Source organism: Novosphingobium aureum (assembly GCF_015865035.1).
GTDB classification, from domain to species: domain Bacteria; phylum Pseudomonadota; class Alphaproteobacteria; order Sphingomonadales; family Sphingomonadaceae; genus Novosphingobium; species Novosphingobium aureum.
The window spans coordinates 1941171-1967258 of sequence record NZ_JADZGI010000001.1; the positions used below are offsets into that span (position 1 = coordinate 1941171).

Genomic DNA, 26088 nt, shown 5'->3' on the forward strand with positions numbered 1-26088 from the left:
GTTGCGCTAATTACTGCACGCGCTCTGCAGTGATGCCCTTGGCAGCAAGCAGTGCCTGGACACTGTCCTCGCCTGCAAGGTGACCGGCCCCGACCGCGACGAAGACGCTGCCCGGTTCGTCGAGGCGCTTTTCCAGCCACTGGGCCCAGTGGCGGTTGCGCTCGGTCAGCAGCACTTCGCGAATGCGCGGGTCGTCTTCCTGCTGGTTGAGCAGTTCGGCAAGAACCTCGGCCTTTCCGGTGCGCCAGGCCTCGACCATGCGCGCAATGTCGTCCTTCATGGTCGGCAATGCGTCGACGACCTCGGCGAGGTAGCGCTCCTGCGTCTCGGCAGGCAGCGTGTCGAAGAGCGAGATCTGGTACTCGGGCGTCTCGAAGGCCTCGTTGGCCATGCCACGCGCGCTCGCCTTCGCGGCGACCTGCCGGTCGATGCCGTTCTCGAGGTCGTAGCCGCTCAGCTGCAGCGGGAGCATGGTCAGCATGAGGGCGGCGAACCAGGCATCGTTGCCGTCGAACATTGCCACGGGCAAGCCGAACTGGCCGAGAGCCGCTTCGTAATCGGCGCGTCCCTCGTCGCTGAGGGTGGCGCGCAGGGTCTTGCCGTCCTCGCGGGTGGCCTTGCTCATGATCGCGGCCTGCGCGGCCTTGTCGTCGTTCATCGGCACTTCGGTGACCAGCGTCTGCGCGCCGTCGAGCGCACTGGCGACGGGGCCCTGGTACCAGTCGACGGGCTTGGGCAGGATATGGATCGTGCCGAAGAGCCAGATGGTGGTGTCCTCGTCGGCGACCTTCCACAGGGCCGGCCGGCCGGGTTCGACCTGCGCTGGTGTGGCGGTGGGTTCCCTGGCCGAGAGCGAGGGCGACAGGAAAAGGGAGATGGCGCAGGCGACGCCGCCGATCAGCCGGGACTTCATCGATCGCATGGAAATATCCTTGGTATGGGTAGGCTGCGGTTGGTGGTCAGCTGTATCGGCGCCAGAGCCAGCCGATAGACCAGGTGACGCACACGATCCAGAAGATCACGACACCGTCGGGTTCGCCGGTCAGGCCGCCGCGCCACGCCAGCCACCAGGCGGGCGCCACGCTGACGTACGTGTAGAGACCGCAGGCCGTGCCGAAGTCGTAGTCGCGCCGCTCCATCTCGTCGATGGTCGAGTGCCAGTAGGCGGAAAACCCAATCGCCGCGAGCAGGCCGACGATGCCCCAGATCGCGAGGGTGGGGGCAAGCGGCTGCGACGAGAACAGGACCTCGGCAGGTTCGATCTCGTCGGAAAGGCCGCCCATAACCCCGACCACGATTCCGAAGCCGACCGAGACGGCAAGCGAGAGGTAGAGTGCGATGCGCGAGCGGCGCATGCGCGGGCTGCGCGGCAGGGTCAGCGAGGCATTCAGAAGGGCCCGGCGGGCAATCCAGTAACCCAGGGCCACGGTGACCACCGCGAGCACGCCGCCGACGACTGTCGCGAGGCGAAATTCGCCGGTCTCGGCAAACCGCATGGCGATGCCGGTCACGATGCCGGCGAGGAAGATCGTGAAAATTCCGCCAAGGATGATGAGCAGGGCGGACTTGCGGGAATTGGTGGGCATGTCGCTGTCAGGCGAGTTCGTCATCGAAGATGTCCTCGATCGCAAGATTGAAGAGGCGCGCAATGCGGAAGGCGAGGGGGAGCGAGGGGTCGTGCTTGCCGGTCTCGATCGCGTTCACCGCCTGGCGCGAGACGTCGAGATATTCGGCCAGCTGCGCCTGGCTCCAGCTGCGTTCCGCGCGCAGGACCTTGAGGCGGTTCTTCAAGGTCGTCTCACCACAGCTGTGAAAGAAGTGGCGGAATCCAAAGTGCGACGGCGATGAACACGATCGTCAGCGTGGTGCGCTTGTCTTTGGCGCTGGGCTGCGCGGTTCCCCAGAGCAGGACCTTGCGCTTCTCGCCAAGGTCCATTTCGCTCCAGCGCTGCTTCATCTCGGTGACGGTCATGGTCTCGTTCTCCTGACACTATGTAAGGTATGCCTGACTTTATGTCGTTGATTCGCGACAATGTCAAGAAGACCTGACATGATCGTTCGGCATGGCCGGTGGTCGAACAGCCGGGTCAACTCTGCTTGTGTGCCGCGTTGCGCAGTTGATTTGCCGCGGCGCATCCGCCATGGGCCAAGCCGTCAACCACGACGCCAGAACAGTCACGGAAAAACGATGTCGACCGCTGCCAAAACGAACGCCGAGCAGCCGCTCAGCTTCCAGGACATGATCCTGACCCTCCACAACTACTGGAGCCGGCAGGGCTGTCTCATCCTCCAGCCTTACGACATGCGCGTGGGTGCGGGTACTTTCCACCCGGCCACGACCCTGCGCTCGCTTGGGCCCGAGCCCTGGAAGGCGGCCTACGTGCAACCTTCGCGCCGCCCGACCGACGGGCGCTACGGCGAGAATCCGAACCGCCTCCAGCACTACTACCAGTATCAGGTCGTGCTGAAGCCGAACCCGGAGAACCTGCAAGAGCTATATCTCGCCAGCCTCGCCGAGATCGGCATCGATCCGCTCGCACATGACATCCGTTTCGTCGAGGACGACTGGGAAAGCCCGACGCTGGGCGCCTGGGGTCTTGGCTGGGAGGTCTGGTGCGACGGCATGGAGGTGACGCAGTTCACCTATTTCCAGCAGGTCGGCGGCTATGACTGCAAGCCGGTCGCGGGCGAGCTGACCTACGGCCTCGAGCGCCTCGCGATGTACATTCAGGGCGTCGACTGGGTCTACGACCTCAAGTTCAACAACGAGGGCGTCTCCTACGGCGACGTGTTCCTCGCCAACGAGCAGCAGCAGTCGAAGTACAACTTCGAGATTGCCGACACCGATGCGCTGTTCGCCGGGTTCAAGGCCGCAGAGGCCGAGAGCCAGCGCTGCATTGAGGCGAAGATCCCGCTTGCCGCCTACGATCAGGCGATCGAGGCCAGCCACCTGTTCAACCTGCTGCAGGCGCGCGGGGTGATCTCGGTGCAGGAGCGTGCGAGCTACATCGGGCGCGTGCGCGACCTCGCCAAGGGGGCCTGCGCCTCGTACATCGAGGTCAATTCCGAGCGCTGGCACCGCGATTTCCCGGGGTGGAGTGCGTAACATGACCGATTTTCTGCTCGAACTGCGCTCCGAGGAAATTCCCGCCCGCATGCAGGCCGGCGCCCGCGCCGACCTCGAGAAGCTCTTCCGCAAGGAAATGGACGCGGCTGGCGTCGCGCTCGGGTCGATCACCGTGTGGTCGACCCCGCGCCGTCTCGCGCTGATTGCGCACGAACTGCCGCTCGAGACGGCAGCGGTGCGCGAGGAGACTAAGGGCCCCGCGACCAGCGCCCCCGAACAGGCGCTCGAAGGCTTCCTGCGCAAGACCGGCCTCACCAAGGACCAGCTCGAGGTCCGCGAGATCAAGGGCAAGGAGACCTGGTTCGCGGTTGTCGAGAAGCCGGGTCGTGCGGTGAAGGACGTGCTTGCCGAGGCGATCCCTGCGATCATCCGCGCCTTCCCATGGCCCAAGTCGCAGCGCTGGGGCGCGGCCTCGCTCAGCCCCGAATCGCTGCGCTGGGTACGCCCGCTCTCGGGCATCGTCGCGATCCTCGGCGAAGACCTCGTCGAGTGCGAGATCGGCGGCATCGCCTCGGGCTACGCCACGCGCGGCCACCGCTTCCACGCGCCGGGCGAAATCACCATCGGCGGCGCGCATGACTATGCGCGCAAGCTCTCGGCCTGCCACGTGATCGTCGATCACGAGGAGCGCCAGAACCTCATCCGCGACGAGGCGCGCAATGCCGCCGCCGCCGCTGGCCTGACGCTGGTCGAGGACGAGGGCCTCGTGATCGAGAATGCGGGCCTCACCGAATGGCCGGTGCCGCTGCTCGGCCGCTTCGACGAGGATTTCCTCGAGGTGCCGCCCGAGACAATCCAGCTCACCGCGCGCGTCAACCAGAAGTACTTCGTGTGCGAGAAGGACGGCAAGCTTGCCGACGCCTTCGTGTGCACCGCGAATATCGACGCCACCGACGGCGGCGAGGGCATCGTCGCGGGCAACCGCAAGGTGCTCGCCGCGCGTCTGTCCGATGCGCGCTTCTTCTGGCAGCAGGACCGCAAGACCAGGCTTTCGGTCCATGCCGAGAAGCTGGCGCGCATCACCTTCCACGAGAAGCTGGGCACCGTTGCCGACAAGGTCGAGCGCGTCGCCAAGCTGGCCGAATGGCTGGCTGCAGAGGGCATCGTGCCCGATTGCGACCCCGCGCTCGCGCGCAAGGCTGCGGAGCTGTGCAAGGCCGATCTCGTCACCGAAATGGTCGGCGAGTTCCCAGAGTTGCAGGGCCTGATGGGTGGCTATTACGCTCGCGCCGAGGGTCTGGGCGATGCCGTCGCCGACGCGATCCGCGACCACTACAGGCCGGTCGGCGCCGGTGATGACGTTCCGACCGCTCCAGTCTCCGTGGCGGTGGCGCTGGCGGACAAGCTCGATACGCTGCGCAGCTTCTTCGCCATCGACGAGAAGCCCACCGGATCGAAGGATCCCTTTGCGCTGCGCCGTGCAGCGCTGGGCATCATCCGTCTGATCACCGAAAACGACTTGCGCTTCGGCGTGGCCGAAGGCGAACTGCTCGACTTCTTCGCCGACCGTCTCAAGGTCCAGCAGAAGGAAGCAGGCGTTCGCCACGATCTGATCGACGCGGTCTTCGCGCTCGGCGGTGAGGATGATCTGGTGCGCCTGCTTGCGCGGGTCCACGCGCTTCAGGCTTTCGTCCAGACCGATGACGGGGCGAACCTGCTGGCGGGCTACAAGCGTGCCAACAACATCCTCAAGAAGGAGGACTTCGACGCCGACGGTATCGAGCATACCGGCGACGAGGACCCGCTCGAGAACGTCGACGATCCGGACATGGCCGAGGTCTACGCCGCGCGTACGGTGGCCGACTACACGCCCGAGCCCGCCGAGCAGGCCCTGCGCGACGCGCTCGATGGTGCAGCGCCGAAGGCGAGCGCCGCGATCGAGGCCGAGGACTTTGCCGGCGCAATGGCCGCGCTGGCCTCGCTCAGGGCTCCGATCGACGCGTTTTTCAATGACGTGACGGTGAACGACAGTGATCCGGTGAAGCGCAAGGAACGTCTGGGCCTGCTCGGTCGTTTCCGTGCTGCAGTGCACAAGGTGGCTGACTTCTCCCGGATCGAAGGCTAGTATTTCGCCCGGCCTGGAGGAGGGCCGGAAGTAAAGAGGAAAGCCAAGTATAATGACAAGGCAGGTCTACACGTTCGGTGGTGGCGCAAAGCACGAAGATGCACGCGCCAAGGACAAGGTGATTACCGGCGGCAAGGGCGCCAACCTTTCCGAGATGGCCGGGATCGGGCTTCCGGTTCCCCCCGGTTTCACCATCACCACCGAAGAATGCGTGAAGTACCTTGCCGAGGGCGGCGACTTCTCGGACGCCCTGCGCGCCGACGTCGCCGAAGCCCTGACCCATATCGAAAAGACCGTGGGCAAGAGCTTCGGCTCGGCCGCCGACCCGCTGCTGGTTTCGGTCCGCTCGGGCGCGCGCGTCTCGATGCCGGGCATGATGGACACCGTGCTCAACCTCGGTCTCAACGACGAGACGGTCGAGGGGCTGGCCTCGGTCGCGGGTGACGAGCGGTTTGCCTGGGATTCCTACCGCCGCTTCATCCAGATGTATTCCGATGTCGTTCTCGGCCTCGATCACGGCCGATTCGAGGAAGCGCTCGAGATCGCCAAGGAAGACAACGGCTACATGAACGACGTCGAGATGAGCGCCGACAACTGGCGCGCGATCGTCAAGGAATACAAGGCGATCGTTCAGGACGAGCAGGGCGCGCCGTTCCCGCAGGACGTGCACGAGCAGCTCTGGGGCGCGATCCGCGCGGTATTCGACAGCTGGGATTCGGACCGCGCCAAGGTCTATCGTCGCCTCAACGACATTCCCGGCGACTGGGGCACCGCGGTCAACGTTCAGGCCATGGTCTTCGGTAACATGGGCGAGACCTCGGCAACGGGCGTCGCCTTCACCCGCGACCCCGCGACCGGCGAGAAGGCCTACTATGGCGAATGGCTCGTCAACGCGCAGGGCGAGGACGTCGTCGCCGGCATCCGCACCCCGCAGTACCTGACCAAGGCCGCGCGCGAAGGCGCAGGCGCTACCGCTCCTTCGATGGAAGAGGCGATGCCCGAGGCCTATGGCGAGCTTGCCGCGGTGTTCGAGCTGCTCGAGAAGCACTACCGCGACATGCAGGACATCGAGTTCACCGTCGAGCGCGGCAAGCTCTGGATGCTCCAGACCCGTTCGGGCAAGCGCACCGCCAAGGCCGCGCTCAAGATGGCGGTCGAGATGGTCGAGGAAGGCCTGATCGACGAGGCGACTGCGATCAAGCGCGTCGATCCGATGGCGCTCGACCAGCTGCTGCACCCCACGCTCGATCCCGAAGCCGATCGCGACGTGCTGGGCAAGGGCCTGCCCGCCTCGCCGGGCGCTGCCTCGGGCCAGATCGTGCTCGATGCCGACACTGCCGAGAAGCGTAGCGAGATGGGCGATGCGGTCATCCTCGTGCGCGTCGAGACCAGCCCCGAAGACATCCACGGCATGCATGCGGCCAAGGGCATCCTCACCGCGCGCGGCGGCATGACCAGCCACGCCGCAGTGGTTGCGCGTGGCATGGGCCGTCCTTGCGTCTCGGGCGCTTCGGGCCTCTCGATCGACATGAAGTCGCGCACCCTGCGCATGGGCAAGCGCGAGCTCAAGGAAGGCGATGTGATCACTCTCGATGGCGCGACCGGCCAGATCATGGCGGGCGAAGTCCCGACCATCGAGCCCGAGCTTGCCGGTGACTTCGGCACGCTGATGGAGTGGGCCGACAAGCACCGCCGCATGAAGGTGCGCACCAACGCCGAGACCCCGGCGGACTGCAAGATGGCCCGCCAGTTCGGCGCCGAGGGCATCGGCCTGTGCCGTACCGAGCACATGTTCTTCGATGCCGACCGCATCTCGGCCGTGCGCCAGATGATCCTCGCCGAGGACGAGGCCGGTCGCCGCGCTGCGCTTGCCAAGCTGCTGCCCGAGCAGCGCGCAGACTTCCACGCGATCTTCGACGTGATGGCGGGCCTGCCGGTCACCATCCGCCTGCTCGATCCGCCGCTCCACGAGTTCCTGCCGCAGGGCGACGAGGAATTTGCGGACCTGTCCGAGCACATCGGCATCGGCGTCGACACGCTCAAGCGCCGCGCGGACGAGCTGCACGAACTGAACCCGATGCTCGGTCACCGTGGCTGCCGTCTGGGCATCACCTTCCCCGAGATCTACGAGATGCAGGCGCGCGCCATCTTCGAGGCTGCCTGCGACGTGGCCGAGGCTTCGGGCGCAGCGCCCGTTCCCGAGGTGATGATCCCGCTGGTGGGCACGCGCAAGGAACTCTCGATCCTCAAGAAGGTCGTCGACGAAACCGCCGCTGCAGTTTTCGCCGAAAAGGGCCGCACGCTCGAATATATCGTCGGTACCATGATCGAGCTGCCCCGCGCAGCGCTGATGGCTGGCGAGATTGCCGAGGATGCGCGCTTCTTCTCGTTCGGCACCAACGACCTCACCCAGACCACGCTGGGCGTCAGCCGCGACGATGCGGGCCGCTTCCTCAGCCCCTATGTCGAGAAGGGCATCTACCCGCGCGATCCGTTCGTCAGCCTCGACATCGAGGGTGTCGGCCAGCTCGTGCAGCTCGGGGCCGAGCGCGGCCGCGCAACCCGCGCCGACCTCAAGCTGGGCATCTGCGGTGAGCACGGCGGCGATCCGGCCTCGATCGCGTTCTGCGAGAAGGTCGGGCTCGACTACGTCAGTGCCTCGCCCTTCCGCGTGCCGATCGCGCGCCTCGCAGCCGCGCAGGCAGCGCTGGGCTGATAGCTGACAGTCCGGGACGGGACTGCCAATGCAGCCCGTCCGGGACGAACGAGACATCTGACCGGTTCGATCGCGGTCCGGCGGGCAATGCTCGCCGGGCCGCGATGCGTTTCAGCGCTTCCAGCCCGAAAGCGTAAGGATCTCGAAGGTCTCGACGCTGCGTCCATTCTCGCCTGCAGCGGCGAACGTCTCGCGCGCGCGTTGCATGCCGGCCTTGCCGATGGCGGGGCCTGGATCGGCAAGCACGTTGCCCAGCCCCTGCGCACGCAGGTCCCCTATCAGCCGTTCGAGACTGCGAAAGGCAACCTTGAGCGGGCGCTGGTCGACCACCGGGTCGGCGAAGAGCGCGCGTTGCAGCAACTGCGCGCCGGAGCGCACGTCGACGGCAGGATGCAGTCGCGGGGCAGGACGCTCGCCATCGGCGGCCAGCATCGCGTCGCGCAGCAGCGGCAGGCTTCCGGCCGAGGAGAAGCTGGCGATGAGCATCCCATCCTTGTGGAGCGCACGACGCAGGTGGATCAGCGCGCCGGGCAGGTCGTTGACCGTGTCGAGCGTGCCGAAGCTGGCGATGAGGTCGTAGGCATCCTCGTGATGCGGCAGTTCCTCGTCGAAGCCGTCTGCCGGATCGGTCTCTTCGACCGCGCAGCCACGCGCCTCGAGTAGGGGCTTGAGCGTCCCGGTGTAGTCGCCCACCACCAGCGCACTCTTCGGCTCGAAGCGCAGGAAGTCGAGCCGCTCGAGCACGTCCTCGACCATGTCCTCGACCATGTAGCGCGCGGCGTCCGGCTGTGCCTGGAGGCGGCGCAGACGCTTGCGCGCGGCGATGCGGCGCTCGGGCGAGAAGATTCGGGGTGCGGTACGCGGGGGATTGCTGGCCATCGCGCTCCACTGCCCGTCTCGTTAAATGCTTGCAACAGCTTGTCGGCGAAAGCGCCCGGTGTTGCAATCAACGCATGCGTGCAAGGCAGGTCCTCGATCCGGTCATAGATCTCGTGTTTCCGCCGCGCTGCCCGGTCTGCGGCGATGCGATCGCTGCGCAGACCGGTATCTGCGCAGCGTGCTGGATGGACATGGTCATGCCCGGAGAGCCTGCCTGCGCCAGCTGTTCGCGGCCCCTGTCCGAAGTTGCCTTCGGGCAGGGCATGCAATGTGGCTCCTGTCTCGCAAAGCCGCCGCGTCATGACGGGATCGCCGCGGCCACGCTCTATACCGAGCCGTCGCGCAAGCTCGTGCTCTCGCTCAAGCATGGCAGGCGCATTGCCCTTGCGCCGGTGATGGCACGGCTTATCGCTGCCGGCCTTGACCGGGTCGGGCCGGACTGGATCGTGGTGCCCGTGCCGCTCCACCGCTGGCGATTGTGGCAGCGTGGCTTCAACCAGGCAGCCGAGATCGGGCGGGCGCTCGCGCGGCTTCGCGGTGCGCAACTGATGGTCGCGGGTCTTGAGCGGCGCAAGGCGACCCCCTCGCTCGGCGGCCTCGGCAAGAAGGCGCGCAAGCGGGCGCTGGTAGGCGCGATATCGGTGCCCGACCGGATGAAGCCGAGGATCAAGGGCGCGCGGGTCGTGCTGGTGGACGACGTGCTGACCTCGGGCGCGACGAGCAATGCTTGTGTCTCGGCTCTCAAGCGGGCCGGTGCCAGTGAAGTCGTGATCGCCTGCTTCGCGCGGGTCATCGACTGAGAGGCGAGCAGAACCGCACTGCCATCAATCTGCAATAGTTTGCAGCCAAGACGCGCGCGTACCGATGCGTATCGCGGATACGAAAACGCCCGGAGCGATGAAACTCCGGGCGTCCTCGTGACGAAACTGTTGGACCCTGTAACCAGTTCGGCAACCCCCTGAAGCTGCCTGGCCCTATCCCTCATCGCGCTTGTCCGTCGAGACGGTCGGCACGGTATTCTCCCTGAACCGTGGCGCTTGTGTGTCAGCGACCTGTGGTCAGAAGCAGCCCCCCAGCTGCGCATCCTTCATCGGCCGGAACAGCCGCGATGAAAAGAGCCATTGCATCGGCTTGTGGATTTTGGTTACCGGCTGTTGTCTTGTTGCAACAATCGAATCCCGTGATCGAGAATTGAGGAAAGTTCCGCAAATGACCGAGGTTTCAAAGGCCGAACGCGAGCTGGGAAGTGCCTTCTTGCCACGTTTCGATGCCGCGGGGCTGGTCATCGCCATCGCCGTCGACGCTGCCACGAAAGACATCCTGATGGTCGCCTTCATGGACCGCGAGGCGCTCGACAAGACGCTCGAGACGGGACTGGCCCATTTCCATTCGCGCTCGCGGGGCAAGCTGTGGCTCAAGGGGGAGACCTCGGGACACTTCCTGCGGGTGCAGGAAATGCGCGTCGATTGCGATCAGGACGCACTCCAGCTGACCGTCATTCCCGAGGGGCCGGCTTGCCACACTGGCGCGCGCAGCTGCTTCTATCGCCGCCTCGACGGCGACACGCTCGTTCGCATCGAAGAGTAAATTCTTAGGTCCGGGAGAAGAGGGCTTCTTCCAGGAAAGCCGTCATTGCGTTCCAGGACTGGCGGTCGGCGCTGGCATCGTAGGTCACGGCGGTGAGGTCGCGTTCGTCGCTTGCCGGATCGGTGAAGCCGTGGCGGACACCCGAATAGGCGTGGAAATGCCAGTCGGCGCCGGCCGCGTCCATTTCCTCCCAGAAGGCCATGACTTGCGCGCGCGGGACCATGGGGTCGGCATCGCCATGGCATACCAGGAGGCGCGCCGCGACCTTGCCCGGTTCGGCACGTGCGCCGGTGGAAAGCAGCCCGTGGAAGCTGACGGCGGCGCGCAAGGGCTGGCCGTCGCGCGCGGCTTCGAGTGCGGCCTGTCCGCCCATGCAATAGCCGATCGCGCCCAGCGGCAGGCCGGCACATTCGGGCAGGGCGCGCAGGGCCTCGATCGCAGCGCCGATGCGCCCGCGATAGTGAGCGGTATTCTCGCGCAGCGTCGCGGCCAGAGCCTGTGCGGCAGTGAAATCGCGCACAGACTCACCATAGAAATCGGCGATCAGCACGATGTACCCGAGGTCGGCGAGCATCTTTGCCCGGCGTTCCATCGCCGCATTGACGTTGACGATGGTGGGGTAGAGCACGATTGCGGCGCGCGCAGCACCGACCGGGCGGACGAGCCACCCGGTCAGCTGCGCTTTACTGTCGCCACCCGCGTTGCTGTAACCGAGCGGTTCGAGCGCGCTCATTCGGGCAGGAAGTCGGGGACCGAGAGGTAACGCTCGCCGGTGTCGTAGTTGAAGCCGAGGACGCGGCTTCCGGCAGGCATGTCCTTGAGCTTCTCGGCGATGGCCGCCAGCGTCGCGCCGGAGCTGATGCCGACGAGCATGCCTTCCTTCGTCGCGCTCAGACGCGCCATTTCCTTGGCCGCGGCGGCATCGACCTTGATCGCGCCGTCAATCGACTTGGTATGCAGGTTGGAAGGAATGAAGCCTGCGCCGATGCCCTGGATCGGGTGCGGGCCGGGCTGGCCGCCCGAGATGACCGGCGAGAGTTCGGGCTCGACCGCATAGGCCTTCATGTCAGGCCACTGCGCCTTGAGCGCTTCGGCGCAGCCGGTGAGGTGACCGCCGGTGCCAACGCCAGTGACGAGCGCGTCGAGCGGTGTATCGGCGAAGTCCGCGAGGATCTCGCGCGCGGTGGTGCGCGCGTGGATATCGGGGTTGGCGGGGTTGTCGAACTGCTGCGGCATCCATGCGCCCTCAGTCTCTTCGACCAGCTCGCGGGCACGCTCGATGGCGCCCTTCATGCCCTTCTCGCGCGGGGTCAGGTCGAAGCTCGCGCCGTAGGCGAGCATCAGGCGGCGGCGCTCGATCGACATCGATTCGGGCATGACGAGCACGAGCTTGTAGCCCTTGACCGCAGCGACCATGGCAAGCCCGATCCCGGTGTTGCCCGAGGTCGGCTCGATGATCGTTCCGCCCGGCTTGAGGCTGCCATCGGCCTCTGCCGCCTCGATCATGGCGAGCGCGATGCGATCCTTGATCGAGCCGCCCGGGTTGGTGCGCTCGGCCTTGATCCAGACCTCGTGGTCGGGAAACAGGCGGGCGAGCCTCACGTGCGGGGTGTTGCCGATGGTGGCGAGAATGCTGTCAGCCTTCATGGGTCAGGTTGCCTCTCTCGGATATGCAGGTTCGAACGTGCGGGCGCGGCGGATCTCGGGAAAGATCACGGCCCAGATTGCGGTAACGAATATGGCCCCGGCGCCGCCGAAAACAACTGCGCCCGTCGCGCCGAGCAGGGCCGCGGCAATGCCCGACTGCATCTCGCCCAGTTCGTTGGATGCCGAGATGGCAAGGCCCGAGATCGCCGAGACACGCCCGCGCTTGTCATCGGGCGTGCGCAACTGGACCAGCGATCCGCGCACGAACATCGAGACCATGTCGGCGGCACCCAGCAGTGCGAGGAACACCAGCGAGAGCGCGAAGTCGCGCGAAAGGCCGAAGGCCAGTGTCGCCGCGCCGTAGGCCGCGACCGACCAGAGCATCTTCGCGCCCACCTCTTTCGAGAGGGGCTTGAACGAGAGGATGACGCCCACGACGGCTGCACCTGCAGCTGTTGCGGCGCGCATCTCGCCAAGGCCCTCGGGGCCGACGTGGAGGATGTCGCGGGCAAAGACCGGAAGCAGAGCGGTGGCACCGCCGAGCAGGACCGCGAAAAGGTCGAGCGAGATGCACCCGAAGAGGAAACGCTCCTTCCAGATGAAGTGAAACCCGTCGATTATCTGGCGCACCGGATGTGCCTTGCGCGCGTCTGCGTGCAGGGGCGGCATGTTGCGGATCGAGAGGACCGCGATGCCCGCGACGATCTCGGCTGCGGCAGAGATGGTGTAGGGCGAGGGGCGATCCCAGGCGAAGAGGTAGCCCGCCACGGCCGGTCCGAAAATGACGCCGATCTGCATCGCCATCGAGTTGAGCGCGATGGCCTTGGGAATGAGCGCCGTGGGCACGATGTTCGGGGCGATCGCGCCCATCGCCGGGCGCACGAAGACGCGCACCGTGCCGTGAAGGACGCCGAAGGCGTAGAGCACAGGCAGGTTGCGCAGTTCTATCGCGGTAGTGACCGCAAGGCCGATCGCGACAAACGCGTCGAGGAAGGCCGCCGTACCAGCCAGCTTGCGCCGGTCCATGCGGTCGGCGAGCACACCTGCGACGGGCGTCAGCAGGAAGATCGGGACGAACTGCGCGAAGCCGAGCAGGCCGAGCTGGAACGAGGCTTCGCCGATGGTCATGCCGTAGTCGGCACGCGCCACGTCGTAGAGCTGGTAACCGATGATCACGACCATGCCGGTCGAGGCGAGCACCGCGCAGAAGCGGGCGAGCCAGAACCGGCGATAGTCCGCGATCTGGAGCGGCGATGTGGGGGGAGGGGCTGTCTTGGTCACGGAACGCTGCATGGCAGTGAGGCAAGAGATTGCCAAGCCATGCAGCGTTTTATCCTTAGTAGGTGATCTTTGCCGTGACGCGCACGTCACGTCCGGCGATGGGCATGAAGTCGCTGGTATAGGACGCCGAACGGCGACCCACGACGTCGAACAGGTTGTTCGCTGCCAGCATCAGCGTGACCGGACCTTCTTCGCCCATGGGATGCCAGTCGGCACTCAGGTTGACGAGAGTGAAGTCGTCGGTCGCATTCTCGTAAGTGCCGACACGGTTCTGCTCGGCATTCCATTCGACTTCTCCGCGAAGGTGCAGCGCGCCCAGCATCAGATCGGTGCCACCGCGAATACGCAGCGGCGGGATGCGCGGGGCGGGGCCGATGTCATCGAGGCTGGCATGGGTGTAGTCCGAGGTCGCATCGATGCTCCACTGGCCACCGTCCCACTGCATCGCCTGGAAGCTGGCCTGGGCCTCGAAGCCTTTGAACAGCGCGCTCGCCTCGGTGTACTGGTAGACAGGCTGCTCATCGACTTCGTCGCCGGTTGCGACCGAGGCGATGTAATTGCCGAAATCGGTGACGTAGCCGGTCAGCGAGACCTCGAAGCGGGGGCTCGAGTAGCGCACGAAGGCCTCGCCGCCATTGCTGCGCTCGATGCCCAAGGTACGGTCGCCCAGTTCGTAGGCCTGCGTCGCGACGTGGATGCCGTCGCTGAGCAGTTCCTCGGGCGAGGGCGCGCGCTCGCCGTGGATGAAGTTGGCGCCAAGCGTCAGGCCGGTGCCCGACTTCCAGCTCAGGCCCGCAGCGCCCGACCACAGGTCGTAGGAACGATCGAAGCTCATCGAGCGCGAGGAGACGCTCGAGGTTTCGTAGCGGCCCGAAGCGTCGGCGGTGAAGCCAGAGCCGAGCCCGAGCGACTGCAGCGTGAAGAGGCCGAAACGCTCGATCTGGTAGTCGGGGACGACCGCTTCAGGGCCGTTTACGTTCATCTTGCGCCAGAAGTACTGCGCGCCGCTGCGTCCGCGCCAGCCACCGCGGTCGTTCTGGACGAGATCGGCGCGGGTCTCGATCGCCTGGCTGTCGAAGATCGTGCCGGTTTCCTCGCCCTCGTATTCGGTATGGGTGTAGTCCGAATAGCCGCCACGCAGCTGCAGGCTCTTGAACAGGCCACCCAGAATGAGTTCGCCGCGAAGGTCGAAGCGGTTCTGGACAAGGTCGATCGTCACCGGCTCCTCGCCATGGTCGTGCCCGGCGTGATCGTCGTGGTCGTCATGATCATCATGGTCGTCGTCCGCGTGGCCGTGCGGGTCCTCGAAGGCGGGCCTTGCCGGGATACCGTAACGCGAATCGTAGCGCTGATAGGAAATGCCGAGGCTGCCGCCTGCGTCGATGAAGGCCAGGCCCGCGCCGACGGTATAGGTGCGCGCAGCCGTGTTGGGCGCGCGACCGCTGCGACCGGCCTCTTCGAACAGCTCGTTAGCCTCGTCGGTCTCGCCTTCTTCGGCGAGGTGTTCGGCAGCATGTTCCATCTCGCCGCGCAGCGCCGGTGAATAGAGATCGCCGCCGATGCGCAGGTCATCGCTTTTGCGCCAGGAGCCATCGACGTGCGCCACGAAGCGCTCGCCCAGCGGCACGTCGATCTTGCCTGCAAACATGCGCTCGTCTGCGGCTGTGCCGTAGCTGCCGATGCCGGTCGCGGTGATGCGCTGGGGGACCGAGCGCGGAATGCGCGTGTCGATGGCATTGACCGCGCCGCCGATGGCGTTGCCGCCGTAGAGAAGCACCGAGGGTCCATGGAATACGTCGATGTGATCGACGGTGAGGGCGTCGAAGACAACCGCATGGTCTACCGAGACGTTGGATGCGTCGAGCGAGCCGAGGCCATCGGTCATTACGCGGATGCGATCACCGCTGAAGCCGCGCAGGACGGGGCGCGAGGCACCCGGGGCAAAGCTCGTCGAGGCGACGCCCGGCAGGCCCTCGAGAATGTCGCCGATCTGGGCGCGGTTGGCCGCAACCAGGTTGTCGCCGCCGATGCTGGCGGTCGCGGCGAGCAGGCCGAAGTCCGTCGGCGGGTGACCGACCACCACAATGTCGTTGCCAGAGTCCTGCGGAGAGGGCCCGTGGGCCGGGGTTTCCTGCTTGTCGGCCGCCTGCCCCTGGGCATGGACCTGCGGTGCAAGGACGAGCATCGCGGCAAGAATGGAAAGGGATGTCGAGGTTCGCGAAACGGCGAATCGGGGGGAGGCTGTGTTCATGGCGACCGGCTAATTGTTATGATATAATATATCAACCGGAAAATGCTTAGACTTGGCCCTGCGTCGCATGCGGATCGGCTCCAGCTGGCAAGCGCCCACGGCAAAATCCCCCCGCGCCGCTGGCACGAAGGGCAAATTCGATGAGATACAAAGGGTTCGGTCGGCTTGTGTCGCCTGTTAGCGACGCGGGCGCAGGCGCGAATTGGGCTGGATGGTCTCGACCAGCTTGAGGAAGTCGTCGATGCGAATGATGCGCTCGAACTGGAATCCGGCGCGGCCCTCGTGCGCCCAGATCAGGTGGCTCTCGATCCGGCCGATCACCGGCAGGCGCATGACGAGCCGCTCGCCCCGGTCCATCTCGGTGTTCTCCTGGACCATGAAGCCCTGCGCGGAGATATTGACGATATGCAGGTGGACGTCGCCCAGCGCGCGATGTTCGGCTATCACCTTATAATCGACCGGATGGCGCGCCGCGCGCCGCTTGTCGGTTACAGTGAGCTGGGCTCCTGCGGACATTCTTGCTTGCCTTTTTGTTGTGGACCTCAGGCACGCAACAATGGGGCAAAATGGCAAACAAGCCGTTAATCAGAACGACCCGTGCGGTGTCCTATCTTGGCACGTGCACGGGTCGTCCGATGTTACATACCCTTGAGAAGACCGTGCTTTTTCTTCCCGAGGCTGAGCCTACGGGTTTCGCCGGGGGCAACCGCGATCAGATGGCCGGGATCGTCCATGGCGACGTCGTCGAGACGCACCGCGCCTTCGCCGATCTTGCGCTTGGCCTCGCCGTTCGAGGCGGTGAAGCCCAGCGCCGTGCAGGCCGCGCCCAGGCGGATGCCTTCGCCGGTAACCTCTATCGTGGGCAGGTCTTCGCCCAGTCCGCCGCCCGCGAAAGTCTCGCGCGCGGTTGCCTCGGCAGCGCGGGCGGCCTCCTCGCCGCGGCAGAGCCGGGTCGCCTCGTTGGCGAGGATGACCTTGGCATCGTTGATCGCGCTGCCCTCGAGCGCTTCGAGGCGCGCGATCTCGTCGAGCGGCAGGTCGGTGAACAGGCGCATGAACTTGCCTACGTCGCGGTCGTCGCAATTACGCCAGAACTGCCAGTAGGCGTAGGCCGGCAGGGCTTCCTCGTTGAGCCAGACCGCGCCCGATACCGACTTGCCCATCTTGGTGCCGTCAGCCTTGGTGATCAGCGGCGTGGTCAGGCCGAAGACCTCGGTCGAATCCATCCGGCGTGCCAGTTCGACGCCGTTGACGATGTTGCCCCACTGGTCCGAGCCGCCCATCTGCAGGCGTACGCCCATCTCCTGCGAGAGGTGACGGAAGTCGTAGCCCTGCAGGATCATGTAGTTGAACTCGAGGAAGGTCATCGGCTGCTCGCGCTCGAGGCGCAGCTTGACCGAATCAAAGCTGAGCATGCGGTTCACGGTGAAGTGCGTGCCCACGCGCTGCAGCATCTCGATGTAGCCGATTTTGCCCAGCCAGTCGTGGTTGTTGACCATGACCGCATCGGTCGGGCCGTCGCCGAAGGTGAGGAAGCGCTCGAAGGCGGTGCGGATCGAGGCGATGTTGGCCTCGATCTGCTCGTCCGAGAGCATCTTGCGCACTTCGTCCTTGCCGGTGGGGTCGCCGATGCGGGTGGTGCCCCCGCCCATCAGCACGACCGGCTTGTGCCCGGCCTGCTGGAGGCGGCGCAGCAGCATGATCGACACGAGGTTGCCGACATGGAGCGAGGAGGCGGTGGCATCGAAGCCTACATAGGCCGGCACGGTCTGCTTCTCGGCGAGGGCGTCGAGGCCCCCGGCATCGGTCACCTGGTGGATGTAGCCGCGTTCGTCGAGCAGGCGGAGCAGGGAAGATCTGTAGGTCATGGCCCAATCTGGAAATGGATGCGTCCCATGAGGCGGGGACGGTGCGCCGTTGCGGGCGCGTAGCACGGAGCTTGCGTGAAACAAAGCAAGGAGGCGCGCTTCACCGCATGGCTGGGGGTTGAGGCGTGGCGATGGTTGCCACGCCATGATGGCGGCGGCACGCTCGATGGCATGGAAGAGCTTACCCCACACCCTTCGCAGGCCCCCGAGACGATCCGCTCGGTCAAGGCCCGTATCATCGGCCGCGATGCCCAGTGGCTGCGCGTGCGCTGGAACATCCTCGGGGCGGGCAAGCTCGTCGTCCCGCCGTTTGCCGGGCGTGGCCGCGCCGACGGGCTGTGGCAGACGACCTGCTTCGAGATGTTCGTGATGCCCGGTGAGGGGCCTGGCTATAGCGAATTCAACCTCTCGCCTTCCGAGCGCTGGAACGCCTACGACTTCACCGCAAGGCGCGAGGGCATGAGCGAGCGCCCCATGCCGCGCGAGCCCGAATGCACCATGCGCAAGGGCACCGACATGGCGATCTTCGATGCCGCGATCCCGGCTGCCGGACTCCCCGAAGGCGACTGGCTCTGCGGTTTCACCGCAGTGCTCGAGGAAGAGGGCGGCACGCGCAGCTACTGGGCGTTCGCACATGGCGGCGATGCGCCCGACTTTCACGATCCCGCTTGCTTCACTCTCGCGGTTGCGGCACCGAAGCCGGCATGACTACCGGTATCCAATTCGGCATCGATCGCCTGCTGGCGGACCCTGACCTGCGCAAGCCTCTCGAGGGCAGGCGCGTCGCGCTCGTCGCGCATCCCGCCTCGGTCACTGCGGACCTGACCCATTCGCTCGACGCGCTGAACGCGGCCGGGGTCAACGTGACCTCCGCCTTCGGTCCGCAGCACGGGCTCAAGGGCGACAAGCAGGACAACATGGTCGAGACTGCCGACGAGACCGATCCGGTCCACGGCATCCCGGTGTTCAGCCTCTATGGCGAAGTGCGCAGGCCCTCGCAGGCGATGATGGATACCGCCGACGTGTTCCTGTTCGACCTGCAGGACCTTGGTTGCCGGATCTACACCTTCGTCACCACGCTGCTCTACATGCTCGAGGCGGCCGCCGCTTCGGGCAAGAGCGTGTGGGTGCTCGACCGCCCCAATCCCGCTGGACGCCCGATCGAGGGCACCAGCCTCCTGCCCGGGCATGAGAGCTTCGTTGGCGCGGGGCCGATGCCGATGCGCCACGGGCTGACGCTTGGCGAGATGGGCCACTGGTTCGTGCGCCACTTCGACCTCGACGTAGACTACCGCGTGATCGCGATGGAAGGCTGGGACCCCGAGACCGGCCCCGGCTTCGGCTGGCCCGAGGATCGCATCTGGATCAATCCCAGCCCGAATGCCGCGAACCTCAACATGGCCCGCGCCTATGCGGGAACGGTGATGATCGAGGGGGCGACGGTCTCCGAAGGGCGCGGCACCACGCGCCCGCTCGAGGTCCTGTTCGGAGCGCCCGACATCGACGCCGAGGCCGTTCTGACCCGGATGCGCGAGATCGCGCCCGCGTGGATGGAAGGCGCCGCGCTGCGTCCATGCTTCTTCGAGCCGACCTTCCACAAGCATGCCGGTACGCTGTGCAGCGCGCTCATGGTCCATGCCGAAGGCGGTTTCTACGATCACGCCTCGTTCAGGCCCTGGCGCCTGCAGGCGCTCGCCTTCAAGGCGATCCGCGACCTTGCACCCGACTATCCGCTCTGGCGCGACTTTCCCTACGAGTACGAATTCGAGCGCCTTGCGATCGACGTGATCAATGGTGGTCCGGCCCTGCGTGAATGGGTCGACAACCCCGCCGCGACACCTGCCGATCTCGACGCCCTTGCCGGGGCGGACGAGGCAGCATGGCGCGCTACGACGGCAGACCTGCTGCTCTACCCGCGCGCCGACTGAGGTCAGGCCGCGCCGGCAGGTTCGCCCAGCGCGTGCAGCGGTGCTGTATCGCCGAACAGATACGAAGTCATCGTCAAGGCACCATCAAGCGTGTCGTTGAACACGCCAACCTCGTCGCCTTCGAGCTTCGCGCCCAGTGCATAGAGCAGCGGCAGATAGTGCTCGGCGGAGTTGATTGCCTTGGCCGCAGCCTGGTCGCCAGGGGCGAAGCGGGTGAGCGCGGCGCGGTCGTCGGCAATTACTGCCCGGGTCACGCGCTGCTGGAATTCGCTCGCCCAGTCGGGGCGGGTGCCGTGGGTCGCGTGGTAGAGCCTGAGGTTGTGCACCACGTTACCGCTGCCCACGATCATCACGCCTTCACGGCGCAGCGGGGCGAGCCTTGCGGCGAGCTCGAGGTGTGCTTCGGCGCTCAGGGCATGGTTCACGCTCATCGCCACGACCGGGATGTCGGCTTCGGGAAAGAGAGGGCGCAGCACGCCCCAAACCCCGTGGTCGAAGCCCCAGGAGGCATCGCGTGTCACCGGCAGATCACCGCTCAGGGCATCGATCCGGTCAAGCAGATCGGGCGCACCGGACGCGGGGTACTGCATATCGTAGAGTTCCTGAGGGAACCCCCGGAAGTCATGGATCGTGCGCGGCCGGGCACCCGACGAGACATGCGTCGCCCCGTTCGTTTCCCAGTGCGCGGTAACGGTCAGGATCGCCTCGGGGCGCGGCAGCCGGGGGCCGAGCGCTTCGAGGAAGCGACGCTCGGGATTGTCGGTGATCATGGTCATCGGCGAGCCGTGACCGATGAACAGGGAGGGCATGGTCTGTGTCATGGCCTGCATGATGGGGCCAGAGCGCGCGCGCGACAATCGCACAATCCTGCATAGCGCCTATGCGCAAACGCAGGGCCTTGTCGCCTTCAGCTCTTCTTGCGCGTGAGAAAACGCATGGCCTCGTCCAGCCCGTCGAGGGTCAGCGGGTACATGGCATCGCCGACGAGCTCGCGCATCATCTGCGTCGAGCGCGTATAGGCCCAGTGTTCGCGCGGGACAGGGTTGAGCCAGACCGTCGCGGGATAAGTCTGGACCACCCGCTTGATCCAGGTCTCGCCGCTCTCCTCGTTCATATGCTCGACCGAACCGCCCGGATAGGCGATCTCGTAAGGGCTCATCGCGGCATCGCCGACGAAGATTACCTTGTAGTCGTGGCCGTACTTATGGAGGATATCCCAGGTCGGCGTGCGCTGCGACCAGCGGCGGCGGTTGTCCTTCCACACGCCTTCGTAGAGACAGTTGTGGAAGTAGAAGAACTCCATGTTCTTGAACTCGCCGGTCGCGGCGGAAAACAGGTTTTCGACCAGCTCGACGAAGGGATCCATCGATCCCCCGACGTCGAGGAAGAGCAGCACTTTGACCGCGTTGTGCCGTTCGGGCCGCATCCGGATGTCGAGCCAGCCCTGTTTCGCGGTCCCGGAGATCGTCTCCTCGAGGTCCAGCTCCTGCGCCGCGCCTTCGCGCGCAAAGCGGCGCAGGCGGCGCAGCGCGACCTTCATATTGCGCGTGCCCAGTTCGCGGCTGTTGTCGAGATTGGCGAACTCGCGCTTCTCCCAGACCTTGATCGCGCGCTTGTGCTGGCTCTTGCCGCCAATGCGCACGCCTTCAGGGTTATAGCCCGAGTGGCCGAACGGTGAGGTGCCGCCCGTTCCGATCCACTTGTTGCCGCCCGAGTGCTTCTCCTTCTGCTCCTCGAGCCGCTGCTTGAGCGTCTCCATGATCTCGTCCCACGAGCCCAGCGACTTGACCTGCTCCATCTCCTCCTCGGTGAAGTAGCGCTCGGCAAGGGCGCGCAGCCAGTCCTCGGGCACATCGACGGGCTGCTGTCCGTAATCGGAGAAGACACCGGCAAAGACCTTCTGGAAGACCTGGTCGAAGCGGTCGAGAAGCCCCTCGTCTTTCACGAAAGTAGCACGCGCGAGGTAATAGAAGGCTTCGGGCGTCTGCTCGATCACCTCGCGATCGAGAGCCTCGAGCAGGACGAGATGCTCCTTGAGCGAGGCCTGGATGCCCGCCGCACGCAGTTCGTCGATGAAGTTCAGGAGCATCAGTCGCTATCTTTCCCGCTTGTCGGCGAGGGGAGGTTTATCGTCGTCTCAGCAGCTCCGCGCGTCGCCGATGAGATCGGCTGGCCCTTGATGATCTGGGTCATGACCTGCTTTACCGATGGGAGCCGGGTGAAGCGCGGGTAGGCGTAGGCATGATCCACGGTGCGAACGATCATCTGGTAGGAAGGCGCGGAAGATTCGTTGACCAGGCCGGACAAGGTTTCCTCGCCCACGCTAGCCGTCATTCCGGCATCGCTGACGGCGACTATGTAGTGCTTGCGCGTGCCCTTCGAACGATAGACTCCGTAGTCCGCAGTCGAGGCAGGGTCACGGCACCAGTCGGCATCCTTGGCGGGGAGCGCGCCGCTGTCGTAGGTTTCATCCTTTGGAGCGGCGCCAATAGTCGCGCCAAGGAGCGCGTCCATCATCGTCGGCTTGTAGATCTTCGCTGTTTTCTGTGGGAGCGCGTTGTCGCATGCCTTGATGGCGTAGGCCTTGGCAGCGCCGATCGGGGCGTGTGGAGCGGAAAAGGCGGTGACGAAGGCTGACAGGCGGGTATCGAGATCAGCAGCCTGTAGACTGTGCGAGGTCATGCGCACCGCCAGCAGCCAGTCGGCGAAAGGGTAGATCGCGACGCCGGTAGAGCGCGCGCTCTCCCCCGAAAGAGGCGCAACGGTCCTTATCCCTGCATCGGGCTGGCCGCTTGGCGGGGTGAAGATCGTCGTATTTGCTGCCGCTGTACCCAGAGTGCCGAGTTTTCCGGAAGCCATCGTTGCAAGGATACGGTCGTGCCAGACGGAAGCATCGGCGAGGCCGGCGTGGAACAGGTAAACCGTTGCTTCGGTCTGCGTGGCCTCGTCGGAATAGGTCGAGGAAATGTCGAGCTGAGCCTTGCCGAGATCCTGTATTTCGAGCCGTGCGAAGCCGGCGACTTCGGGCTCGAAGGCGTAGCCCGTCAGGCCGTGGTACCATTCGGCATCGACCGGCGCGACGATGGGATCGCACAAGGCCGGGAGAGGCGTTGCCAAGGCAGCCGCTGCACACAAGCTCGCAAGGACGAGCCCTGAGCGCTGCTCTCGATGCTTCTTGCTCATGAACATGACGTTGCCTTCTTTTCCGGGATCGTGACAGCGAAGAGGCGCGGCATCGGGCGGTGAACTACCGCCACGAGCACGAAGGAAATGTACATCAGGAGGTACCAGGCCCCGAGTTTGCCAAAGTGCACCATTGACCATCCCGCGCGCTGGTCGGGGTAGGTCCAGGCCTGCGCGAAGGTGCCGAGGTTTTCGGCCAGCCAGATGAACAGGGCGACGAGGAACCAGCCGAGCAGCAGCGGCATCCAGCGATCCTCGCGCCAGACCCGGAACCAGATGCGTGTGCGCGCGAAGACGAGGGCGAGTGCTGCAAACAGCGCGATACGCACATCGGGCAGCCAGTGATGCGCAAAGAAGTTCACGTAGACCGCGATTGCCAGCACGAGGGTCGCCCAGCGCGGCGGGTAGGCAGTGAAGCGGAAGTCGAAGATGCGCCAGATACGCGCGATGTAGCTACCGACGGCGGCGTACATGAAGCCGGAAAAGAGCGGGACCGCACCGATCCGCAGCACCGCGTCGCCCGGATATTCCCAGGACCCTACCGCCGTCTTGAACAGTTCCATCACCGTGCCAACGAGATGAAACGCGAGGATCACCTTCGCCTCGTCGAGCGTCTCGAGGCGCAGCGCAAGCATGCCCAGCTGGATCGTGAGCGCGGCAAGGGTCAGGAAATCGTAGCGGGCGAGGGCGGCTCCCTCGGGATAGAACAAGTGCGTCGCGAGCAGCAGGGCCAGCATGAGGCCGCCGAACAGGCAGGCCCAGCCCTGCTTGAAGCCGAACAGCAGGAACTCGTAGAGCCATGCCCGCCAGCCCGGGCGCGGAGAGAAGGCTTCCAGCCGGTCCCTGACCGCGGCGAAGCGGGTATGTGCCTGCCCGGTGACGAACGGTTCCACCGCGCTCAGGACTTTGCCGGGCTGGGGGCAGGCTGCGTCGCGCAGGTCTCGATCCCCTCGGGGACTCTGGCCCAGGCGGGAGCCTGATCGAGCCAGATCGCCATGTCCGGGAAGAGGTCATGGTCACCGTCGAGAAAGCCGAGGCGCACCATCCACGAGCCCTGTCGCGCCGAATTGCGGCCGAAGATCGGGGTGCCGCATTCGGGACAGAAGCCCTGCTCGACGGTATTGCCGCTGTCTGCCTCGTAGCCGCTCCACTTTACCGCGCCGCGCAGGTCCATGGTGTCGGTGGCGAAGAGGGCATTGGTCGTGGGCCCACCTGCCGATGCCTTCTGGCACTTGCGACACCAGCACTGGCGCACGGCCATGGGTTCGCTGGCGAATGTCGCGGTGATCGCGCCGCAGTTGCACGAGCCTTCGTAAGGCGCGGACATCTCAGTTCCCCCTGCGCGCCATGAAGGCGAGGCGTTCGAACAGCATCACGTCCTGTTCGTTCTTGAGCAGTGCGCCGTGGAGTGGCGGGATCGCCTTGCCCGGCTCGCTGCTCTGCAGGACATCGAGCGGCATGTCCTCGTTCATAAGCAGCTTGAGCCAGTCGAGCAGTTCGCTGGTCGAAGGCTTCTTCTTGAGCCCGGGGACCTCGCGCAATTCGTAGAAGATCTCCATCGCGCGGCGCACCAGCGTCTTCTGGATGCCGGGGAAGTGGACATCGATGATCGCTTGCATCGTCTCGCGGTCGGGAAAGGAGATGTAGTGGAAGAAGCAGCGGCGCAGGAAGGCGTCGGGCAGGTCCTTCTCGTTGTTCGAGGTGATGACGACAATCGGGCGTTCCTTAGCCGCGACGTGTTCGCCGGTCTCGTAGACGTCGAAGGCCATGCGATCGAGTTCGGCGAGCAGGTCGTTGGGGAACTCGATGTCGGCCTTGTCGATCTCGTCGATCAGCAGGACCGGCAGGCGCTCGGAGGTGAAGGCCTCCCACAGCTTGCCCTTGCGGATGTAGTTGGCGATGTCGTGGACGCGCTCCTCGCCGAGCTGTCCGTCGCGCAGGCGCGCGACCGCATCGTACTCGTAGAGGCCCTGGTGCGCCTTGGTCGTCGACTTGACGTTCCAGGTGATCAATGGCGCATCGAGTGCGGCTGCGATCTGTTCGGCCAGCACGGTCTTGCCCGTGCCCGGCTCGCCCTTGACCAGCAACGGACGGCGCAGGAGCACGGCGGCATTGACCGCGACCTTGAGATCGTCGGTAGCGACATAGTCGCGGGTCCCTTCGAAGCGCTGCATGGGCCTTGTCTTTCCTCTCGATTGCTTCGGCCCGCGCCGGCCGAGGCGGCGGCGTAGCCATTTGAGGACAAGCTAGGTTTTGCGCCGCAGCATGGCAAGTGATGCGTGGCGGTGATGGACTTCGCCGCCGATGCGATGCAAGCAGGAGGACATGGGGGCTGCTTTCTTGCGCGATATGGACTGGCTGGGTGCCGAAAGGGCGCGCGGGTACCTGTGGGTGCTGGCCGTCCTGAACATCGCCATGCTCGCGATCCTGCTTACGACCTCGCATGGCGGGGTGGACGCCAACGGTTTTCTCATCGGCACCGACTTTATCAGTTTCTGGACCAGCGGGCAGATGCTGCACTCTGCGGGCAATCCTTATGACGGCGCCGCGCATATCGCCGCCCAGCGCGCCCTGCACGCATCGCCCGGCGCCTATACCGCGTTCTTCTACCCGCCCTCGTTCCTGCCGTTCTGCTGGCCGCTCGGCTGGCTCGGATACTTTCCGGCGCTGGGTCTCTGGCTGATTGCGACAGGCGCGCTCTTCGTCGCGGCACTGCGTGGGTGGTGGCGCGAGGCGGAGGCAGGTATTCCGTTCTGGCTCGCGCTCGCGGCTTATCCGGCCATGGCGATCGTGATCACGCACGGGCAGACTTCGTGGCTGGTTGGCGGACTGCTCGGGATCGGGCTGCTCAATGCGCGCACGAGGCCGGTCCTCGCGGGTATCTGCCTCGGCCTTGCCACCGTCAAGCCGCAGTTCGGCGTGCTCGTGCCGCTCGCGCTGCTCGCCTCGCGCGAGTGGAAGGTGGTGTTCGTCGCTGCGGGCACCGCCGTCGTGCTCGCGGCCTTGAGCGCACTCGCCTTCGGACCGCAGGTCTGGCCCGACTGGCTGGCGGCGAGCGGGCGGGCACAGGAAGCGATGCGCGAGGGCGCGGTTGACTTCGGCAAGATGGTGAGCGTGTTCGCGGCGCTGCGCCTCGTCGGCATCGGTGCAACACTGGCCTATGCCGTACAGGCAGTGGCAGGTCTTGCCGTTGCGGCGCTGACGCTCGGGGCAGCGTGGAAGCGGCGCTGGAATTCCGGGTTGGCGAGCCTTGTCCTGGCAGGCGCGCCGCTGGTGACGCCTTTCGTGCTCGATTACGACATGGTCCTCGTTGCCTTCCCGCTGCTGTGGCTCGCGGGCGAGGGTTTGCGGCTCGGTTTCGCGCCCTACGAAAAGCTGGTCCTGCTCGTGACCTTCGCCGCGACCGCTTTTGCGCGGCCGCTGGCGATGCATGCTGGCCTGCCGATCATGCCGCTGGTGCTCGTCGCCTTCTTCGCGTTAGTCTGGCGACGGGCAACCCGCGGCTCACGCGCGCATTAGGACGGGTGACGCCGACAAGTCCCGATCATGACAGGAA

General features: G+C 65.6%; 25 protein-coding genes. 8 read left to right on the plus strand and 17 right to left on the minus strand.

The features are described 5' to 3' along the window. Positions 1-10: 10 nt before the first annotated feature. The 4 genes from I5E68_RS09170 to I5E68_RS09185 are packed head-to-tail and all read right to left on the minus strand — an operon-like array spanning position 11 to position 1972. Positions 11-922, minus strand: a complete 912-nt coding sequence (locus I5E68_RS09170) for a TraB/GumN family protein (protein WP_228726909.1) — start codon at positions 920-922, stop codon at positions 11-13. A gap of 37 nt (positions 923-959) precedes the next feature. After that, a complete protein-coding gene (locus tag I5E68_RS09175) occupies positions 960-1610 on the minus strand; it encodes a hypothetical protein (RefSeq protein WP_197163117.1) in 651 nt (216 codons plus the stop codon). Continuing rightward, positions 1594-1791 carry a helix-turn-helix transcriptional regulator gene (locus I5E68_RS09180; protein ID WP_197163119.1) on the minus strand — a complete coding sequence of 66 codons (198 nt, stop codon included), beginning with the start codon at positions 1789-1791 and terminating at the stop codon, positions 1594-1596. Before I5E68_RS09180 ends, I5E68_RS09175 begins: the two co-directional genes overlap by 17 nt. A 7-nt stretch (positions 1792-1798) precedes the next feature. Continuing rightward, the gene (locus I5E68_RS09185) at positions 1799-1972 is read right to left on the minus strand and encodes a hypothetical protein (protein WP_197163121.1); all 174 of its coding nucleotides are present in this window, start codon (positions 1970-1972) and stop codon (positions 1799-1801) included. Between the two features lie 216 nt (positions 1973-2188). Between I5E68_RS09185 and I5E68_RS09190 the strand changes: the two genes are divergently transcribed. The 3 genes from I5E68_RS09190 to ppdK are packed head-to-tail and all read left to right on the plus strand — an operon-like array spanning position 2189 to position 7908. After that, positions 2189-3106, plus strand: coding sequence for a glycine--tRNA ligase subunit alpha (locus I5E68_RS09190; RefSeq protein ID WP_197163124.1), 918 nt, complete (start codon positions 2189-2191; stop codon positions 3104-3106). A 1-nt stretch (position 3107) separates the two neighbouring features. After that, a complete protein-coding gene (glyS, locus tag I5E68_RS09195; protein WP_197163126.1) occupies positions 3108-5192 on the plus strand; it encodes a glycine--tRNA ligase subunit beta in 2085 nt (694 codons plus the stop codon). Between the two features lie 52 nt (positions 5193-5244). Continuing rightward, positions 5245-7908 (plus strand): pyruvate, phosphate dikinase, encoded by a 2664-nt coding sequence (gene ppdK, locus I5E68_RS09200; RefSeq protein ID WP_197163128.1) that lies wholly within the window; start codon positions 5245-5247, stop codon positions 7906-7908. A gap of 111 nt (positions 7909-8019) precedes the next feature. Here ppdK and I5E68_RS09205 read toward each other — a convergent pair whose 3' ends face one another. Continuing rightward, positions 8020-8787 carry a methyltransferase domain-containing protein gene (locus tag I5E68_RS09205; RefSeq protein ID WP_197163130.1) on the minus strand — a complete coding sequence of 256 codons (768 nt, stop codon included), beginning with the start codon at positions 8785-8787 and terminating at the stop codon, positions 8020-8022. A 74-nt stretch (positions 8788-8861) separates the two neighbouring features. Between I5E68_RS09205 and I5E68_RS09210 the strand changes: the two genes are divergently transcribed. After that, entirely contained in the window at positions 8862-9587 is a 726-nt protein-coding gene (locus I5E68_RS09210; protein WP_197163132.1) for a ComF family protein, read from the plus strand. Positions 9588-9996: 409 nt separating this feature from the next. Beyond that, complete coding sequence (hisI, locus tag I5E68_RS09215; RefSeq protein WP_197163134.1) at positions 9997-10374, plus strand: phosphoribosyl-AMP cyclohydrolase; 378 nt, start codon at positions 9997-9999, stop codon at positions 10372-10374. 4 nt (positions 10375-10378) lie between these two features. Here the strand turns inward: hisI and I5E68_RS09220 are convergent, their stop codons facing one another. From I5E68_RS09220 to tyrS, 6 genes are all read right to left on the minus strand, one after another. Beyond that, positions 10379-11107 carry a dienelactone hydrolase family protein gene (locus I5E68_RS09220; RefSeq protein WP_197163136.1) on the minus strand — a complete coding sequence of 243 codons (729 nt, stop codon included), beginning with the start codon at positions 11105-11107 and terminating at the stop codon, positions 10379-10381. Beyond that, complete coding sequence (gene cysK, locus I5E68_RS09225) at positions 11104-12021, minus strand: cysteine synthase A (RefSeq protein ID WP_197163138.1); 918 nt, start codon at positions 12019-12021, stop codon at positions 11104-11106. The genes I5E68_RS09220 and cysK overlap by 4 nt, the downstream gene beginning before the upstream one ends. A gap of 3 nt (positions 12022-12024) precedes the next feature. Further along, complete coding sequence (locus tag I5E68_RS09230; RefSeq protein WP_197163139.1) at positions 12025-13314, minus strand: MFS transporter; 1290 nt, start codon at positions 13312-13314, stop codon at positions 12025-12027. Between the two features lie 43 nt (positions 13315-13357). Continuing rightward, positions 13358-15553: a TonB-dependent receptor gene (locus tag I5E68_RS09235; RefSeq protein WP_197163140.1), complete on the minus strand. Its 2196-nt coding sequence runs from the start codon at positions 15551-15553 to the stop codon at positions 13358-13360. A 177-nt stretch (positions 15554-15730) separates the two neighbouring features. Continuing rightward, positions 15731-16069, minus strand: a complete 339-nt coding sequence (locus I5E68_RS09240) for a PilZ domain-containing protein (RefSeq protein WP_197163141.1) — start codon at positions 16067-16069, stop codon at positions 15731-15733. Positions 16070-16191: 122 nt separating this feature from the next. Then, on the minus strand, positions 16192-17421 hold the full coding sequence (tyrS, locus tag I5E68_RS09245) for a tyrosine--tRNA ligase (RefSeq protein WP_197163142.1): 1230 nt from the start codon (positions 17419-17421) through the stop codon (positions 16192-16194). Positions 17422-17496: 75 nt separating this feature from the next. Between tyrS and I5E68_RS09250 the strand changes: the two genes are divergently transcribed. Together I5E68_RS09250 and I5E68_RS09255 are read left to right on the plus strand one after the other, a co-directional pair. After that, positions 17497-18129 carry a DOMON-like domain-containing protein gene (locus tag I5E68_RS09250; RefSeq protein ID WP_370463732.1) on the plus strand — a complete coding sequence of 211 codons (633 nt, stop codon included), beginning with the start codon at positions 17497-17499 and terminating at the stop codon, positions 18127-18129. A gap of 8 nt (positions 18130-18137) precedes the next feature. Further along, positions 18138-19349: an exo-beta-N-acetylmuramidase NamZ family protein gene (locus I5E68_RS09255; protein ID WP_197164725.1), complete on the plus strand. Its 1212-nt coding sequence runs from the start codon at positions 18138-18140 to the stop codon at positions 19347-19349. Between the two features lie 2 nt (positions 19350-19351). On the opposite strand, the gene ygiD is transcribed toward I5E68_RS09255, so the two are convergent. The 6 genes from ygiD to I5E68_RS09285 form a co-directional block, all read right to left on the minus strand. Further along, the gene (gene ygiD / locus I5E68_RS09260; protein WP_197163143.1) at positions 19352-20170 is read right to left on the minus strand and encodes a 4,5-DOPA-extradiol-dioxygenase; all 819 of its coding nucleotides are present in this window, start codon (positions 20168-20170) and stop codon (positions 19352-19354) included. Between the two features lie 86 nt (positions 20171-20256). Then, positions 20257-21438 (minus strand): vWA domain-containing protein, encoded by a 1182-nt coding sequence (locus I5E68_RS09265; RefSeq protein WP_197163144.1) that lies wholly within the window; start codon positions 21436-21438, stop codon positions 20257-20259. Next, on the minus strand, positions 21438-22466 hold the full coding sequence (locus I5E68_RS09270; protein WP_197163145.1) for a hypothetical protein: 1029 nt from the start codon (positions 22464-22466) through the stop codon (positions 21438-21440). Before I5E68_RS09270 ends, I5E68_RS09265 begins: the two co-directional genes overlap by 1 nt. A 62-nt stretch (positions 22467-22528) precedes the next feature. Then, complete coding sequence (locus tag I5E68_RS09275; protein WP_197163147.1) at positions 22529-23425, minus strand: DUF817 domain-containing protein; 897 nt, start codon at positions 23423-23425, stop codon at positions 22529-22531. Between the two features lie 5 nt (positions 23426-23430). Then, positions 23431-23859, minus strand: a complete 429-nt coding sequence (locus I5E68_RS09280; RefSeq protein WP_197163149.1) for a GFA family protein — start codon at positions 23857-23859, stop codon at positions 23431-23433. Between the two features lies 1 nt (position 23860). Then, entirely contained in the window at positions 23861-24706 is an 846-nt protein-coding gene (locus tag I5E68_RS09285) for an AAA family ATPase (protein ID WP_197163151.1), read from the minus strand. A 151-nt stretch (positions 24707-24857) separates the two neighbouring features. Here I5E68_RS09285 and I5E68_RS09290 point away from each other — a divergent pair, with 151 nt between their 5' ends. Continuing rightward, on the plus strand, positions 24858-26051 hold the full coding sequence (locus I5E68_RS09290) for a glycosyltransferase family 87 protein (RefSeq protein WP_197163153.1): 1194 nt from the start codon (positions 24858-24860) through the stop codon (positions 26049-26051). Positions 26052-26088: the final 37 nt, after the last annotated feature.